Below are 15,704 nucleotides of genomic sequence, written 5' to 3'. Positions count from 1 at the left end.
TTTTAAATTATCTTAACCTTAGCATTTAACCCGTTCTAATACTATAAATTATCTGCGTAGCGCTCCACAGCACTATAGACCGGACCTTTTTTCGCCATTAGGGATGCGTAACTTCCGGATTCTATTATTTCTCCCCGCTCCATGTAATGAATCTGATCAAATTCATCCAATCTGCTCAAGTCATGTGTACTGGCGATGACTGTTTCTTTATCAAGCACACGGTTCCAGACTTTTTCCCCAAGTGCCTCATCTAGACGTGCTGTTGGTTCATCCATTACCCACCAGTGGTTATCTTCAATCATCATGCGGATGAAGTGCAGCCGCTTCTGCTCCCCACCTGATAGTCTGCCGGTGTGGGTGATCATCGTCTCCGGTGTATAATATGCCATCTGCATTTCTTCCAGGCTTTTTTCGATATTTTCCACTGATGTTTTAATATGGCCGAACATTGTGATGTTGTCCGCTATGGATGCATTATAAAAATCGAGATGCTGTGGCATTACTGACGCATTATTGATGAATGCCTCCCGCTCCAGTTCTCCGTCATTGTTATATAAGCGTATAGAATCATCGCCTTCTATAATACGGTTCAGCAATGTTGTTTTCCCCGATCCGCTGCTGCCGATGATTGCATGCTTCCTGCCCGCATCAAATGTTACATTAATATCTTTCAAAACATTGGCCTTTGAGCCTGGATACCGGTAATCCAGATCGTTTATTATTATTTTATCAATATTCTTTTCAGTACTGATGCCGGTTTCTTTTTCCACCTGCATTTTATCAGTATCCAGTTCCTTTACCGCATTTTTAACCGTACGGTAATTGCTCGCCGGTTCCATAACCGGGAAGACCTGGTCGAAGTAGCTGAGCACAAGGAGCATGACCATCGGCACAAGCAGTGACGTTTCCTGATACATTATGAAAATGACAAGTATGACCACAGCAAGCTGGATGATATTGGCAGTCCAGCTCATCAGACTTTCATACATTGCATTTTTATCTTCACTTTTTTTAATGCGCGACAGGAATCCATACATTTTCTGTTTATTCTGCTCAGTGCGCTTTGTTACAAACAGCTCAGTGTAGTCATGGATGTAATGGTAGAGTTTCATATAGAATGCCGCATCTGTCTCTTCTCTTTTTTCCGCTTCTCTGTAAGTCAGACTTTCAAAAAGTTTCGGAATCACAAAAAGGAGCAGCAATGATGCCGCAATCATTACAAGCACGACCTGGACATTGATATAAAATGCCAGCAGTACGAGTATGAGTGATAGAAGTGCCGCTGTAATAAACGGATAGATGATTCTTATATAATAGTTCTCCACCTGGTCAAAGTGCTGATTTAATCTTTGGATGAATTTGACACTGTGCGTGTCTTCTTCGAGTGCCAGTGATTTCTTAAAATAATTCAGTCTCAGTCTGCCTATCATATGGAACGTTGCTTCATGCGACAGCAGACGTTCAATATACCTGAATGCCCCTTTCATCATGCCGAACAATTTAATCGCTGCAATGATCAGGATGATGATGAAAAACGGCGGATCAAAGAAACTCAGGCTGATCATGTAGCCGCTGAGCCCGAAGAGCGCAACACCGACGAGTCCGCCGGCCAGGCCGAGGAGTATACTGTAAAAGATCTGCTTTCTTTCCCTTTTCAAGTATTCCATCAGTATCGCCCTCCTTTTTGAGGCACAATGTGCTGATCTGATAATGTGTAATGCTGATCTGCAATCTTCAGAAGCTTCCTGCGGTGGACGACCGCTATGATGGCGGCCTCTTCTTTCAGTTTTTCCAGATGGCTCATAACGAGCTGTTCGGTTTCTGCATCCAGAAATTCAGTCGGTTCATCCATAAGTATGATCCGCGGCTGTTTTATTAACACCCTTGCCATTTTCAACCTTACGATCTCCCCGCCCGACAGCGGAATATTGTGATTCACAATTTCAGTATGGATGCCTTTTTCCAGATTGTTCAGGCTCTCCATCATACCGAGCTGATCTAAAATACCGATGACCGCTTCCTCATCGTATTCTCCGTCAGATACATAATCATAGAGCGTGGTGTCTGAAAAATACACCTGGTCGGATATATAGCCGAAATCATCATTTTTAATATGCACATGGCCGTCTGCAGGCGGATGCAGGCCTAAAATTGTGCGCAGCAATGTCGTCTTCCCGATGCCCGACGGTCCTGTAATTGCTGTAAAGCCGGTTTCAGGCACCTTTAATTCTGCATTTTCCAGAAGTGCCCCCGCCCCGTGGCCGACGGTGATGTTTTTTAGTTCTATGGCATTGTTTTCAAGGTCCTGTATCCGGTAGTCTTCCTGAATCGTTTCCTTCTCCAGCCATTCCCCGATAATTTCCAGATTCCCCTGGGCAAGTTTCCCGTTATGGAATTCAATCCCGAGCACTTTCAGCGCATTATAGAATTCAGGTGCAAGCAGCAGTGTGAAGAACGCTGCATAGAATGTAATATTCTCAAACACAATGATCTGAAGCCCGACTTCAAGTGCGATCAGGCCAATGCCTAAAATCGTGATGAATTCCAGCATCAGAGTGGACTGGAATGCATATTTCAAAATATTCATCGTATCTTTTACATACCGTGCATTGAACGCCTTCAGCCGTTTTATCACAGTACTTTCCGACTGCGTGTGCCTTACTGTGTTCTTTCCGCGGATCAGATTCAGGAATAAAGTCCCGAGTTCATCGAATTGTGCAGCCTGCGCTTTTGATTCGTCTGCCGTTTTCAATCCGACCAAAATGTAATACAGCGGAATAAACGGTGCGGAGAAAATCATGATGAACGCCGCATTTTTATGGATGAAGAACATGGCGATTATGATTGCACACAGCTTCACCATCGTCTGAATGACCGTCGGGATGAACACTTTCTCAAACGGCCGGTATTTTTCAAGATGGACGAATACAGCATTCAGCATGGATTCTGAATACTTCACGGTCCGGTCATCGATTTTATCCAGTATCTGTTTACCCAGTGACTCAATACGTCCATTTGCCACGTGCTGGCTGATCACTTTAAAAGCCAGAGTGATAATCGTAAACAGTATGAAAAACACTGCCATCCATATTACGCGTGTGCTCTCCGGCGCATTCCCGCCGATCACTATATCTTCCAATATCAAAGATAGATTGTGACCAAACAGTATGAAGGCGCTGATGGCACCCAGGCACATCAATGCATAGAGTACCAGATGTTTTGCGGGTATATTAATCTTCATAATATTCCTTCCTCAGTTACAAAAAACGTGAAGTGACCCTCCACGTTTTATCCCCCAATATAACTCATATTAATCTTTTTACGCTGTTTGCGGCGTTCTGCTGTAATCTCTGTCCTTAATTCAGAATAGCGGTCCTCGCGCTCACTCCACACACCGGTTAATGTCTCTTTGAGCCGCGCATCGGAGATGCCTTCCCTGAGCAGTGTGCGGATATCAAAACCATCTGTTGCAAACAGGCAGCCGTAGAACTTGCCGTCGGATGATAATCTCGCCCTTGTACAGGTGGAACAGAAGCTTTCTGAAACACTCGTGATAAATCCTAAGTGGGATTCTGCATCCTTATGACGGTAGACTTTTGCGACTTCGCCGTAATATGCAGGCTCCAGAGGCTCCAGATCAAATTCTTCCTCCAGTGTTTTTAATATATCCTTTTTCGTGACGACTTTGTCGAAGTTCCAGCCGTTATCATTTCCCACATCCATAAATTCTATAAACCGAAGGGTGACCGGCAGTGTTTTGAAAAACCTTGCCATCGGCAATATCTCATGTTCATTCAACCCTTTTTGGACAACCATGTTGATCTTTATCCGGAAGCCCAGGGATATCGCGTGCTCAATCTGTTCAATAATGCGTGAAGTGCCGATCCCCCGGTCGTTGATTTCTCCGAACAGCTGATCATCCATCGCATCCAGACTGATGTTCAGTCTCCTTAATCCCGCATCATACAGCTTCTGCCCGTGTTTTTTAAGGAGCATGCCGTTTGTTGTCATGCCGATATCTTCGATGCCGGGAATATCATTGAGTCTGGCAATCAGCTCATGGAGGTCTTTTCTGAGAAGCGGTTCCCCGCCTGTAATCCTCAGTTTTTTCACTCCAAGTTCAGCATATATGCGCGCCACTCTCTCCAGCTCTTCGAAAGACAGGAGTTCTTCTCTTTTCATGAATTCAAAATCATCACCGAAAATTTCTTTCGGCATACAATAGCTGCACCTGAAATTGCATCGGTCTGTCACTGATATACGCAGGTCTCTTATCGGTCTGCCAAGTTTATCTGTAATTGATTCAACCACTGCACCCCTCCTCAGAGTAAATCCGTCTTACGGTTTATATTAATCAGCGTGTGCTCTTCAACACCGCTTCCTGCCGCTTCCAGCTCGATCGTTTTCCTGTTCTCAAAAAATGCTTTCATGCTCAGTCTTCCCGTTTTCAGCTGACGCTCCAATGCCGCTCCCAGATCTCCGCCCTGATAAACGCCGATCAATGGATGGAGATGGTCTGCTGCTTTCGTAAGTATGATGGCATCGCTGTTTTGAACCGCTGCATCATGAAGTTCTTTCAGCCAGGCAGGGGGTACATACGGTGTATCACACGATATCACCAGCAGCCTGCAGTCCGGATATGCTCTTGCTGCTGCAAACAGTCCCCCGAGCGGCCCTTTATCCATAAATCTCCCGTCATCCACTACTGTCTCATATTCAAAACTTGTCTTCAGCCTGACATTCGTACTCACTATGATTTCATCTGCTGTATGCGAACTTCTGATGCTGTCTGCAATATGCTGGTACATCGGTTTTCCATCCAGCGGGTACAATGATTTATCTTCCCCGAATCTCGTGGAATTCCCGCCGGCTAAAATCACTCCGATCGTTTTCATTATCCGCCGCTCACCGGTGGAATCAATGCCACTTCATCCTTCAGTTCGATTATATGTCCATCCTTCACAAATGATTCGTTGCATGCAATCTGGAAAACATCCCCTTCGATCTGAGGGAACTTTGTGTACATCAGGTTCCGCAGATCTCCGGCTGTGATTGCATCTTCGACGGGCAGAGCGATTCTGCTGTCCCCGATTTTTTCTTTAAGCCCGGCAAAAAGTAAAACATTCATCACTGATTCTCCTCCAGACTGGAATGATACTGGCGCGGATCGCCGATCCATTCTTCGCCATCTTCCCATATTTCTTTTTTCCATATTGGAACAATCTCTTTAATGCGTTCAATCGCATACTCATTGGCACGGTAGCTGTCTTTTCTGTGCGGTGCGCTTGTGGCGATCACCACTGCGATGTCGGATATTTCAAGCTTGCCCACTCTGTGCGCAATCGTTGTGATGACACCCGGCCACTGCTCATCGATTTCTTCACCGATCTGCGCCAGTTTTTTCTCAGCCATCGGCTTATAGGCTTCGTAATCCAGATAAACGGTGCGCGTACCCTTCGTCCATTCCCTGACATGGCCGGTGAACAGGCAGACGGCCCCCTGGCTTTCATTAATCGTATATGCATGATATTTATTGATATCCAGCGGATCTTCTGTGATTTCATATTGTTTCATATGTCAGAACTCCATTCTTTAAACCAATTCATGATTGTTTCTCCATCATACCGTATATCAAACGTCTTTAACACATTTCGGAGTCCGATATTATCAACATTTGTATGTCCTTTTTTAAAGGAGTAGCTCATAAATACTTTGGGATATTCCAACTCTTTATATCCCTCGATCAATACAAACTCAATGCCCGCTTTATTAAGGCGATCCAGCTGATCTTCCAGATCCGGTGATTCCCGCTTTACCTGCATGCTGGTATTCGGCGTATTCAGTATGCTGTAATCTGCGCCCGAACGGGTATAGGACTCGCTGTCCGTCCTGTTTGTCATGACGACATCATCCGAATGATGATGCTTGATGACTGCAACAGAATGATTATTCCCCTTGAGCCAGCGGGTCATATGATTCACAGCTGTCGTCTTGCCCGAGTTTTTATATCCGGTGATCTGCAGTATTTTCATATATCAAAACGATCCGATCCTGTCGTCATATCCGTCATCATGACTTTGATGCCGTCTCCTTTTTCATAGCCCCTCGTTCCGCCGGGCAGTACGATCACCCCGTTGCTTTTCGCAATGGAAGTCACCGCATTGGATTTGTTGAAACCGGATGGACGCGCGTGGACTTTACCATCCACATACCCTACTTCCGCCCTGATGAAGCGGGTGAACGGATTTGCCTTTTTAAAATCCTCACCGAGCGTTCCTTCCAGCACCGGCGCATAGATTTTGTCGTGCCCCATCATTTTAAGAAGCGCCGGTCTCGCGAACAATTCAAATCCCGAGTAGCACGCGGATGGATTGCCGCTCAGGCCGAACAGCGGCTTACTCCCGAGGAAACTGACCGTTGTCACGCTTCCCGGACGCATGCCGACTTTATTGAACAGTTCTTTTGCCCCCAGTGCTTCATATAATTTGGGCAGATGGTCGTAATCCCCGACAGACACACCGCCTGTAGTGATGATGACATCCACTTCCTCAAGCATCTCCTTGACACGTAAAAGAAGCGTGTCCAGATCGTCCGTTTCGAGTTTATACAGCCTGCCGTCGATGTTCATCCGTTTCAGCTGGCTTAAAATCATCGGTCCGTTCGAATTGCGGATCTTGCCTCTCTCAAGCGATTCATCCACATCAAGCAGCTCACTGCCCGTGGACATGATGCCGACGACCGGCTGCCTGTAAACTTTCACGTGACTGTAACCGAATGTAGCGAGTGTTGCGACAGTTCCGGGGTTGATGAATGTCCCTTTCTGCACAATGACCTCATCCGTCTTGCACTCTTCCCCCTGCATCGCAATATTTTCGCCGGGTTTAAACGCTTTTCTGAGTGTAAAGCCCGCTTCTGTTTCTTTTGTCTGTTCAAACATCACAACAGCATCCGCACTCTTTGGCACTTCCGCCCCCGTCATGATTCTGAATGCTTCATTCTCCTTCAGTTCATAGTCGCTGGTGCTGCCTGCCGGAACTTCTTCCGTCACTTTAAAGGCGATTCTGTTTTCACCGCTCGCCCCCGTACTGTCAGATGCACGGATTGCGAATCCGTCCATGGCGGACTTCGTAAACAACGGTACATCATTTGTCGCTCTCAGATCCTCTGATAATATCCGGCCGTAGCTCTCTGTATACAAAACGGTTTCTTCAGGAAGTGTTTCTATGTTGGTTGTCACCCGTCCGACTGCTTCCTGAACACTGATGGGTGTACGGTTGATCGTCATGGTATTCCTACTTTCATCGCTGTTATTTTGTTATACTCATTGTACTAGAAAGGGTGTTGATATTGTCAGAATTCAGTCATTTCAATCAGGAAGGCAGAGCACGTATGGTCGATGTTTCCGATAAGGACGTGACCGTAAGGACTGCCGTCGCAAAAAGCATACTTGAAGTCAGTCCTGAAATATACAAGGGCATCACAGAAGGCACAGTCAAAAAAGGGGATGTTCTGTCCGTCGCCCAGGTGGCTGCCATCATGGCGGCAAAGAACACCCACCAGATTATCCCAATGTGCCATCCGCTTCCATTGTCCGGTATCGATGTTTCATTCGAATGGGACACAAAGGACGGATACCTGCTCCATATTTCAGCCACTGTAAAGACCAAAGGACAGACAGGTGTAGAGATGGAAGCTTTAACAGCCGCTTCCGCTGCAGCACTGACCGTCTATGATATGTGCAAGGCTCTGGATAAGGGCATGGTCATCCGGGAAACGCAGCTCATGGAAAAAACAGGCGGAAAATCAGGGGATTATAAGCGCAGCTGATCTACTTATTCAGCTCATGCACACAATGGTTCAACTCGGGCACAACCAGCCGCTCCATCGCGAGCTTCACCGCCCCTGTTGAGCCGGGAAGTGTAAAAATCACTGTCCGGCCCGATGTGCCTGCCGCGGCTCTCGATAATATACTTCTCGAACCGATATCCTCTGTAAAGCTGAGCATGCGGAAAATCTCCCCGAACCCTTCAATTTCCTTGTCGAATAAAGGCCTCACCGCCTCGATCGTGACGTCCCGCCGGGCGATTCCCGTACCTCCCGTAGTGATGATTGCATCGATATCCTTATCCAGCAGCCTCTCCATAGCCTTGGTTATTTCTTCTTTATCATCGGCAACGATAAAATGATTCTCTTCATCCACTGTGGTATTCATTTCTTTTAAGTATTCGATTACCAGTCTGCCGCCCTTGTCCGTCTCTTTCGTTCTCGTATCACTGACAGTAATGACGGCAACTTTTATATTTCCTTCAATTTTCTCTACAATGCTCATGTCAGCCTCTCCCCTTTATACCGGCATTTATCCGAACAGACGGTCGATCAGAGTTCTCACCCTGCTCATCTCATCTGTATCATGGATCAGTATTCTGCCATTGTTAAAGCACACCAGACGCGTATCCTCGTAATAAAATTCACTGAAATACGGCGTCTTATTTACTTTTACCCCTAATTTTGAAATCACTTTATCCACTGCTTCTTTGGAAATCCGGTCATCCATTACCTGCACCGTATCCCGGCCGCACAGCTTCATCGTCTGATCTGCCGGCGCATCGAGTGCCGGATATGTTCTGTTGTCACCGCAGGAGGGACATGAGTCCTCTTTCATCTGATCGATGCCGAACCTTCTATGTTCAGATTCCCAAATATCCCCGATTCTCATATAATGCGGCGCTTCGAACTGTCCGGTCAATATTCTGATTGCGGTCGTCACCTGTTCGGATACCGCCATCTGTACCGCCGGGGCGATGATCCCCGCGGTATCACAAGTCAGCGTCGTTGCCGGCAGCACCGGCACCAGACACCGGTAGCACGGCGTTACACCCGGCATAAAGCCACAGCTGCTGTATGACGCTTCCACACACGCTGCATACACCCAGGGCTTATTCAGCTTATAGGCCACATCATTGATTAACAGCCGTGTATCAAAATTATCCGTTCCGTCCAGGATAATATCCGCCTCTGCCGCAAGTGCTTCAAGCAGCGGCGCATCACAATGGTTGATATAAGTATCCAGCTCAAGGTCAGGGCGTATTTCCAGCAAACGTTCTTTCGCACCGACCACTTTCGGTGTTTTTTCGGCCGCATGTTTCCTTGTGAAGAGGGTCTGCCTTTGTAAGTTTGATGCTTCCACATAATCTCTGTCTATCAGGATTATCTTTTTCACCCCGGCCCGGGCCAGCATCTCTGACGATACCGAACCCAATGCACCTGACCCGACTATCAGCACAGTCGCATCCATAATTTTGCGCTGTCCGGACTCACCTATATTTTTATACAAAATCTGTCTCGAATACTGTTTCACTTCATCACACTCATCTGCATAAATTTATTTATCAAAATCTTCTTATATCTATTATAAACGTTCTAAATGGAATCAAAAAGTTTTACGATTATGACTGAAATACACTTTGTGGAACAGCGTTATTAATATAATGTTACAGTAATGTAAAGATTTCGTATACTTGCGTTAAGCTATGATAAACTGAAACAGTTAAAGTACATTTAAAATAAAATGCCCCCCATAAATGAAAGGAGTAAGACATGCGCAGTATATTGGTTGTTGATGATGAACCTTCAATTGTAACGCTTTTAAAGTTTAACCTGGAGCAATCCGGCTACTCTGTCCTGACTGCAGAAGACGGCAGACAGGGCCTCGATCTCGCTCTTACCGAAAAGCCGGATCTCATCGTTTTGGATCTTATGCTTCCCGGTATGGACGGCATGGATGTCTGTAAAACTTTAAGACAGGAAAAGATGAATACACCCATCCTGATGCTTACGGCAAAAGATGAAGAGTTCGATAAGATTCTCGGTCTTGAACTGGGCGCAGACGATTATATGACAAAACCCTTCAGTCCGCGTGAAGTGGTCGCCCGTGTCAAAGCAATATTAAGAAGAAGCCAGGTCGAAGAGATGGCTGAAAAAGCGACAGATGAAGTGATGACAATCGGTGATCTGGAAATACATCTGGATAAATACACCGTGTATTTCCGCGATGAACTGCTGGTACTCACACCGAAAGAATTTGAACTGCTCCTTTATCTCGCGAACCATAAAGGGAAAGTATTGAGCCGCGATCAGCTGTTAAACGGTGTCTGGGATTTCCATTACGACGGAGATACACGGATCGTCGATGTCCATATCAGTCATCTGCGGGAAAAGATTGAAGATGACAGCAAACGGCCCGAATATATACGGACAATCCGCGGATTCGGATACAAATTGGAAGGCCCCGCAGAATGAGACGCCTCTGGCTGAAGATCTCCTTAGGATTTTTTGTTCTCATCCTGGCTTTGGTCGTGACACTGTGGTTCCTTCTTGCAACAATCCTTCAGAATGCATATACAGAAACAACAAGAGAGCATCTTATTGAAAATGCTGAAATGGTTTCACAAATCATCATTGCAACAGAAGCCATCGAAGATGGTGACAGAGTGCAGGAATGGGTCAGTAATTTTGAACATCCGATTGAAATGCGTTTCACCATTATAAATGATGAAGGCGAAGTGCTTGCGGACTCGGAAAATGACCCCGATGCGATGGATAACCATAAAAACCGGCCTGAGTTTGAAAAAGCCCTCAATACAAATGATGATTTCGGAGAATCCATCCGCTACAGTGAAACCCAGGACCTGAACATGATGTATGTCGCAACGCCGGTAGTCTCGGAAGGCGAAACCATCGGTGCGATCCGCACGTCCCTTTCGCTGCAGGTGATAGATGATGCCATGCGTGCACTCTGGATTTCACTCGCGATTGTACTGGGCATCATGCTCGTGGTGACAACAGGTGCCGGCATACTGATTGCACGGGGAATAACAAAACCAATGGACAGTATCATGGCTGTGACAAAAAGGCTCAGTGAGAAAGACTACAGCAGCCGTGTAAACACAAAAGCCAGCGGCGAGATCGGAGACCTGGCATCTTCGGTAAACGATCTTGCAGCAAGTCTCCAGCGTCAGATGAAAGAAATCGAGGAAAATGAGCGGCAGCTCACGAGTATCATGTCCAACATGGTAAGCGGAGTGATGCTTGTCAACGAAAAAGGCGAAGTTGAACTCGTCAACTCTGCAATGGAAAGATTCTTTTCCCAGCACGCTGAAAATATTGTGGGACAGCCTTACGACAAAGTCGGAGAAGGCTTCGGTCTTGGCGAATTGATCCGCCAGGTGTTCGAAGAGAATAAAAAAGTACATGATGAAGTCCATTCCTACTATCCGGATGAACGCATAATGGATGCGCACCTCGCCCCTTATTACGGTCAGGGCTGGCGCCAGAAGGGCGTCATCATCGTACTGCATGATATTACAGAAATAAGACGTCTGGAAAAAATGCGCAGTGACTTTGTCGCCAATGTTTCACATGAATTGAAAACACCGGTGACTTCCGTCAGGGGATTTTCAGAAACACTGCTCTCAGGGGAAGTTAAAGACGAAGACACCACCAGACAATTCCTGACAATCATCCATGATGAAAGTCAGCGTCTGGATCGCCTGATACGCGACCTGTTGAACCTTTCAAAAATCGAAAGGCAGGAAATACCGCTTAATATTGAAACAGTCGACTTAACAGAATTGATTTATGAAACGGCAGTCACACTGCAGGGGTCTGCCGAACAGAAACAGACGGAATTAATACTGCCGGCTGAAGATAACGCCATCATGCTTGAAGGCGACCGGGACCGCATCCGGCAGGTCGTATTAAACCTCATCGGCAACGGCATCAACTATACGTCAGAAGGCGGCACCGTCAAGGTGGATCTGCGGGAAAACATGCACGAAGCCCAGCTCATTGTCAGTGATAACGGCATCGGCATCCCGGAGGAGAGCCTTCCCCGCATATTCGAACGCTTCTACAGAGTGGACAAAGCCCGCTCAAGGCATTCAGGCGGCACAGGACTCGGTCTCGCAATAGTAAAACACCTGATCGAATCCCACAGCGGAAGAATAGAAATAGAAAGCCTTGAAGGAGAAGGCACGACAATTACCGTCATACTGCCTAAAACGCAGAATCAGAGAAAATAAATTGGATGATCGAGGCGGGACCCATGGACAGGTCCTGCCTTTTTTGATGACTCTGACGGCTTGTCTTATTGCTTCGCCGCCCTCCATCACTCCGATTCTCCATAAAAATAACCACAGAAAAACACCAAACCTGAATCATGCATGCCAGATCTGGTGTGCCGTCTTACTTAAACAGCTTTATTTTGCCGCTTCCTTCATAAGTTTTTGGGTTGGTGGAGACTCGCGACTTTAGTCATAAGAGGAACCAACCTGCACATCCTTCCTTATTGGGTTTGTATTTCTTGTAAGAGTGTTGTGGTTTTTTCTTGAAGTATCAATTGCTTAATGGATGCGCTTTTGTGTATTTTCGTGCCATCGAGCAATCGTAAATCAAAATAACCCGTTTTTCTACGTCCGAAGATAAAGCAGGTTGTTCCATGGAATCTTACTTTATCAAATAACTGAAATCCATGCACAAAACGTTCGGCTTTGTTGGCTTTTCTGTGTCCACCTGTTCCGATGGTCATTTTGTGTAATTGGCGATTGTTGGAACGTACCTGTTTCAGTAAATAAGACGAGTGCATGGGTTTCGCCAACGGGTTACCGCTGATGCAACGAGCATCCACAATGTGTGATTTTTCTAAGTTGTTCGCAATCCGTGTATTTTTCGTTTGAAAACCGTATGTTAATTGAACGTGCTGATAATTATCTTTGATGGCATCATAGATAAACCAACGCATGACGGTCATTTGAGAAGCATCCCGGAACGATTGTGTTTTGCGTGTGAATAAATGTTCCCGGTTCGTCCGGTGAATCAAATCGTGGCACGAATCACAGAGCGTGAGTAGGTTATCCGGACTGTCACCACCTGTCATGCGGCTCTCAATATGATGGACATTTAAAATCGGATCGTTTGATTTCCCTTTGCAATGTTGGCATTTATGTTTATCTCGGAAGAATACGTATTCCCTGACGTTCCAGAAACCTAATTGGTCGCCTTTTTGGTATAGGTCTCCCGAAACACCTGGGTTTTTGATTTTTTGGATATCAAATTGTGCGACTTCTATTGTTACGTTTTTGATTGGTAATATCTGATGTATTCTGTTAATTATTTTGGCGTGCATATCAACTTTATTTTGGACGGACGGAGCTAACCATCCTGTTGGACGTTTCCGGTTTAAAAACCGGGGTTTTCTGTAACGGATTTTGCGGTTGCGTCTTGCGCTGCGCAACGACCGGCGCTTTGACAGTAATTTCTGGATATCTGTACGTAACAACACTTCGCCTTCGTATAGTACCTGTTTCTCCGTTGTGGCGGAAACACCAATGTGCTTCGTTCCGGCGTCTACGCCAAGCGAAATCTCTTGTTTGTTTTCTCCCGTTGGATTCAACAATTGAATCGTAAACGGCGTTTGCTTGATGATTTTTGCGTTGCCGTCTTTTAATAACGTACGCGCCTTTTTAGGCGTCGTGGGCATTAACGGCTGATTTCGTAAATTAACGACGTAGACTCTCAAGTTACGTCCGCCTTTCAGAGTAAGGTGTGCTTCGCCAATGTTGGAAAGGCTTGTCCTGTCTGCAACACCGTTCCGTCCCAACAGAACTTTTAATCACAGGCGACAGGGCTACAGACTAGAACGGGCATCTGTAGGTGTCATGACCCATCCAACGGAGTCAGTGAAGACTTAGGCTAGTCAATATCGGACTTGTTTATTACACAAGCCTGTCACTTTAGTGATGGGTTATTGACTCTTTCGAACAATATATTATTTTCCAGATGGATATGATCCAATGTGTCACTCTCCAGTCTGCCCAGCCGGTCATAGACGAGCCTCAAAACGCCTGACGCCCCTTCATGCGGTGTAAAATCATTTGTAACCTCTCTTAGTCTATAGAAGAATTCAGTGACATCCCTATGTTCATTTTTTATCTTTGTCACACGGGGTCTGAGTGCTTCTTTCTTACTTTCCGACGGGCTGCCGATATAGGATTCGAGCAATGGGAAGACGCTTGCGTCCTCCTCCTCAATGTGTTCCAGCAGTGATTTTTTAAGGCTTCTGAAGATATCCATGACTTCTCCCAGTCCGGATTCCTGTTTCACCATTTTTTCAATATACGGCTCGAGCACCGGCAGCTCATCTTTTAAATCTTCATGATAGCGCCTTTGTATATATTTGATGATGCTGATTTCATCCATATATTTTATATCGATGCCGTCCGTATTTTCTGTATCCAGTTCATTAATTTCATATAGTATATTTTCTATCGGCAGGCCCCGTTCGAATGCGGCATCACCGAGCTGCTGATGGCCATGGTTCACAAAATCAATGTGCAGTTCTCTTAATATATCGCTGGATTTGGGAACTTCCACTACAACTTCCCCTAATGTCATATTCTCAGTTATTGTTTTCACGGTGCATTCCTCCTCGTATATTATTCCTAATACCTTTATCACCATAATTCTAAACGGATAATGCTGGATAAGCATACGGTTTAATGAAACATTTGCATGGGTATATTATAATCATGATATAAGTAATGTTGGAGGTATAAATGATGAATGATAAAGTGAGAATGGCCGTAACATTGTTACCCGTCCTGCTTGTCCCGCTTTTTAACGAACGGAATCGCATAAAAGAACATCCGGATGTGCAAAAGCTCGGTACTGCGTCGAATGCTGTGTACGGCACGGCTAAAGACAAAGGGACGCATGCAGCACGTGCAGTTAAAAATGCAAGTACGTCGACTTATCATACGGGCAAGTCTGCTGTCTCCACTGTCAGCGGTGTGATTTCTGACAAACGCCAGGAAACTGCATACAAAAAGGATATCAAGTCATATCAAAAAAGTGTGAAGGAAGAGGATGCCCTCCTCCGGCAATTCGAGAAGGAAAAAGAAAAACACCGTAAGAACCGCCTATCCGATCAGTCGAAAGTCAAGGTGCCCAAAATTATGCAGTCCCATACTCAGCCCGACAATGAGGATAAATCTGATTTGATGACGGTTGAGAGTGATCATCTTGGAACATCTGCACCGGAGCCGGAAGTTTACGCCGGGAAAAAATCCAATCCTGATAATTACGGCATTGCAGCCGAATACTCTGTGGATCAGTCACACAACCGTGCCGGTCTTGATGAAACTGAGGAAGACAGTTCGGAAGTTTACACTGAGAAAAAATCCAATCCCGATAATTACGGTATTGCAGCCGAATATTATGAAGATCAGTCGCACAATCGTGCCACCCTTGACGAAAATGATGAAAATAGATTAGATTTGAATGATGAAGAAAATTTCCATAACAACAATAATACGGAAAAAGGAATGGACAACATGACAGAGAGTATTAATCCATATATCGAAGAAAAAGTTAAAGGACATCCTGAAGAAAGCTATGAAGCCGGTGATCTCTTTAAAAAGCATAAACAGGCACTTGATCCCCGCGGCACATCATACGCAAAAACACCGGAAACAGAAAAAGATGATTCTTTATTCAACAGACACCGCGAATTACAGGAACAGAAAGTTACCGCACATGGAAGGAAAACGGGCGTTCCAAGTGCAATGTCCAAATCCAAGCATCAGAAGAAGCTTGAGAAAAAGATTAACAGACATTTGGATAAACACCATTCTTAAAAGAGGCCTGGC

General features: G+C 45.6%; 17 protein-coding genes. 5 read left to right on the top strand and 12 right to left on the bottom strand.

The genetic code is table 11. The annotated features are described in order from the left end of the window. Nucleotides 1–41: 41 nt before the first annotated feature. From ACKRAT_RS02100 to glp, 8 genes are read right to left on the bottom strand one after another with little or no spacing between them, the layout of a single operon-like run. Entirely contained in the window at nt 42–1,667 is a 1,626-nt protein-coding gene (locus ACKRAT_RS02100; RefSeq protein WP_411843464.1) for an ATP-binding cassette domain-containing protein, read from the bottom strand. Next, nucleotides 1,667–3,241, bottom strand: coding sequence for an ATP-binding cassette domain-containing protein (locus ACKRAT_RS02095; protein ID WP_411843463.1), 1,575 nt, complete (start codon nt 3,239–3,241; stop codon nt 1,667–1,669). Before ACKRAT_RS02095 ends, ACKRAT_RS02100 begins: the two co-directional genes overlap by 1 nt. Before the next feature lie 47 nt (nt 3,242–3,288). After that, nucleotides 3,289–4,311, bottom strand: coding sequence for a GTP 3',8-cyclase MoaA (gene moaA / locus ACKRAT_RS02090; RefSeq protein WP_411843462.1), 1,023 nt, complete (start codon nt 4,309–4,311; stop codon nt 3,289–3,291). 11 nt (nt 4,312–4,322) lie between these two features. Then, the gene (locus ACKRAT_RS02085) at nt 4,323–4,895 is read right to left on the bottom strand and encodes a molybdenum cofactor guanylyltransferase (RefSeq protein ID WP_411843461.1); all 573 of its coding nucleotides are present in this window, start codon (nt 4,893–4,895) and stop codon (nt 4,323–4,325) included. Further along, nucleotides 4,895–5,128 (bottom strand): MoaD/ThiS family protein, encoded by a 234-nt coding sequence (locus ACKRAT_RS02080; protein ID WP_411843460.1) that lies wholly within the window; start codon nt 5,126–5,128, stop codon nt 4,895–4,897. The genes ACKRAT_RS02085 and ACKRAT_RS02080 overlap by 1 nt, the downstream gene beginning before the upstream one ends. Beyond that, entirely contained in the window at nt 5,128–5,574 is a 447-nt protein-coding gene (locus ACKRAT_RS02075; protein WP_411843459.1) for a molybdenum cofactor biosynthesis protein MoaE, read from the bottom strand. Before ACKRAT_RS02075 ends, ACKRAT_RS02080 begins: the two co-directional genes overlap by 1 nt. Further along, nucleotides 5,571–6,032 carry a molybdopterin-guanine dinucleotide biosynthesis protein B gene (gene mobB, locus ACKRAT_RS02070; RefSeq protein ID WP_411843458.1) on the bottom strand — a complete coding sequence of 154 codons (462 nt, stop codon included), beginning with the start codon at nt 6,030–6,032 and terminating at the stop codon, nt 5,571–5,573. Before mobB ends, ACKRAT_RS02075 begins: the two co-directional genes overlap by 4 nt. Continuing rightward, entirely contained in the window at nt 6,029–7,285 is a 1,257-nt protein-coding gene (gene glp, locus ACKRAT_RS02065; RefSeq protein ID WP_411843457.1) for a gephyrin-like molybdotransferase Glp, read from the bottom strand. Before glp ends, mobB begins: the two co-directional genes overlap by 4 nt. Nucleotides 7,286–7,347: 62 nt before the next feature. Between glp and moaC the strand changes: the two genes are divergently transcribed. Further along, entirely contained in the window at nt 7,348–7,827 is a 480-nt protein-coding gene (gene moaC / locus ACKRAT_RS02060; protein WP_411843456.1) for a cyclic pyranopterin monophosphate synthase MoaC, read from the top strand. 1 nt (nt 7,828) lies between these two features. On the opposite strand, the gene ACKRAT_RS02055 is transcribed toward moaC, so the two are convergent. Together ACKRAT_RS02055 and ACKRAT_RS02050 are read right to left on the bottom strand one after the other, a co-directional pair. After that, nucleotides 7,829–8,329, bottom strand: coding sequence for a molybdenum cofactor biosynthesis protein B (locus tag ACKRAT_RS02055; protein WP_411843455.1), 501 nt, complete (start codon nt 8,327–8,329; stop codon nt 7,829–7,831). A gap of 27 nt (nt 8,330–8,356) precedes the next feature. Continuing rightward, nucleotides 8,357–9,358, bottom strand: coding sequence for a ThiF family adenylyltransferase (locus ACKRAT_RS02050; RefSeq protein ID WP_411843454.1), 1,002 nt, complete (start codon nt 9,356–9,358; stop codon nt 8,357–8,359). Nucleotides 9,359–9,597: 239 nt separating this feature from the next. Between ACKRAT_RS02050 and ACKRAT_RS02045 the strand changes: the two genes are divergently transcribed. Beyond that, the gene (locus ACKRAT_RS02045; protein ID WP_411843453.1) at nt 9,598–10,299 is read left to right on the top strand and encodes a response regulator; all 702 of its coding nucleotides are present in this window, start codon (nt 9,598–9,600) and stop codon (nt 10,297–10,299) included. Next, nucleotides 10,296–12,080, top strand: a complete 1,785-nt coding sequence (gene pnpS, locus ACKRAT_RS02040; RefSeq protein WP_411843452.1) for a two-component system histidine kinase PnpS — start codon at nt 10,296–10,298, stop codon at nt 12,078–12,080. Before ACKRAT_RS02045 ends, pnpS begins: the two co-directional genes overlap by 4 nt. A 263-nt stretch (nt 12,081–12,343) precedes the next feature. On the opposite strand, the gene iscB is transcribed toward pnpS, so the two are convergent. Continuing rightward, a complete protein-coding gene (gene iscB / locus ACKRAT_RS02035; protein ID WP_411843451.1) occupies nt 12,344–13,576 on the bottom strand; it encodes an RNA-guided endonuclease IscB in 1,233 nt (410 codons plus the stop codon). Nucleotides 13,577–13,613: 37 nt separating this feature from the next. Here iscB and ACKRAT_RS02030 point away from each other — a divergent pair, with 37 nt between their 5' ends. Next, nucleotides 13,614–13,748, top strand: a complete 135-nt coding sequence (locus ACKRAT_RS02030; protein WP_411843450.1) for a hypothetical protein — start codon at nt 13,614–13,616, stop codon at nt 13,746–13,748. Nucleotides 13,749–13,785: 37 nt separating this feature from the next. Here the strand turns inward: ACKRAT_RS02030 and ACKRAT_RS02025 are convergent, their stop codons facing one another. Continuing rightward, entirely contained in the window at nt 13,786–14,472 is a 687-nt protein-coding gene (locus tag ACKRAT_RS02025) for a DUF542 domain-containing protein (RefSeq protein WP_411843449.1), read from the bottom strand. Nucleotides 14,473–14,612: 140 nt separating this feature from the next. Here ACKRAT_RS02025 and ACKRAT_RS02020 point away from each other — a divergent pair, with 140 nt between their 5' ends. Further along, entirely contained in the window at nt 14,613–15,692 is a 1,080-nt protein-coding gene (locus tag ACKRAT_RS02020) for a hypothetical protein (RefSeq protein WP_411843448.1), read from the top strand. The last annotated feature ends 12 nt before the right edge of the window (nt 15,693–15,704 follow it).

Source organism: Salinicoccus sp. HZC-1 (assembly GCF_046736035.1).
Classification (GTDB): Bacteria; Bacillota; Bacilli; order Staphylococcales; family Salinicoccaceae; genus Salinicoccus.
This window is presented reverse-complemented; position numbering and strand designations above follow the sequence as displayed.

Excerpts from the sequence above, each read along its gene's own strand:
- ACKRAT_RS02100 (WP_411843464.1), bottom strand. The coding sequence starts at position 1,667 with ATGGAATACTTGAAAAGGGAAAGAAAGCAGATCTTTTACAGTATACTC.
- ACKRAT_RS02095 (WP_411843463.1), bottom strand. The coding sequence starts at position 3,241 with ATGAAGATTAATATACCCGCAAAACATCTGGTACTCTATGCATTGATG.
- ACKRAT_RS02085 (WP_411843461.1), bottom strand. The coding sequence starts at position 4,895 with ATGAAAACGATCGGAGTGATTTTAGCCGGCGGGAATTCCACGAGATTC.
- ACKRAT_RS02080 (WP_411843460.1), bottom strand. The coding sequence starts at position 5,128 with ATGAATGTTTTACTTTTTGCCGGGCTTAAAGAAAAAATCGGGGACAGC.
- ACKRAT_RS02075 (WP_411843459.1), bottom strand. The coding sequence starts at position 5,574 with ATGAAACAATATGAAATCACAGAAGATCCGCTGGATATCAATAAATAT.
- mobB (WP_411843458.1), bottom strand. The coding sequence starts at position 6,032 with ATGAAAATACTGCAGATCACCGGATATAAAAACTCGGGCAAGACGACA.
- glp (WP_411843457.1), bottom strand. The coding sequence starts at position 7,285 with ATGACGATCAACCGTACACCCATCAGTGTTCAGGAAGCAGTCGGACGG.
- ACKRAT_RS02055 (WP_411843455.1), bottom strand. The coding sequence starts at position 8,329 with ATGAGCATTGTAGAGAAAATTGAAGGAAATATAAAAGTTGCCGTCATT.
- ACKRAT_RS02045 (WP_411843453.1), top strand. The coding sequence starts at position 9,598 with ATGCGCAGTATATTGGTTGTTGATGATGAACCTTCAATTGTAACGCTT.
- pnpS (WP_411843452.1), top strand. The coding sequence starts at position 10,296 with ATGAGACGCCTCTGGCTGAAGATCTCCTTAGGATTTTTTGTTCTCATC.
- ACKRAT_RS02030 (WP_411843450.1), top strand. The coding sequence starts at position 13,614 with ATGTTGGAAAGGCTTGTCCTGTCTGCAACACCGTTCCGTCCCAACAGA.
- ACKRAT_RS02020 (WP_411843448.1), top strand. The coding sequence starts at position 14,613 with ATGATGAATGATAAAGTGAGAATGGCCGTAACATTGTTACCCGTCCTG.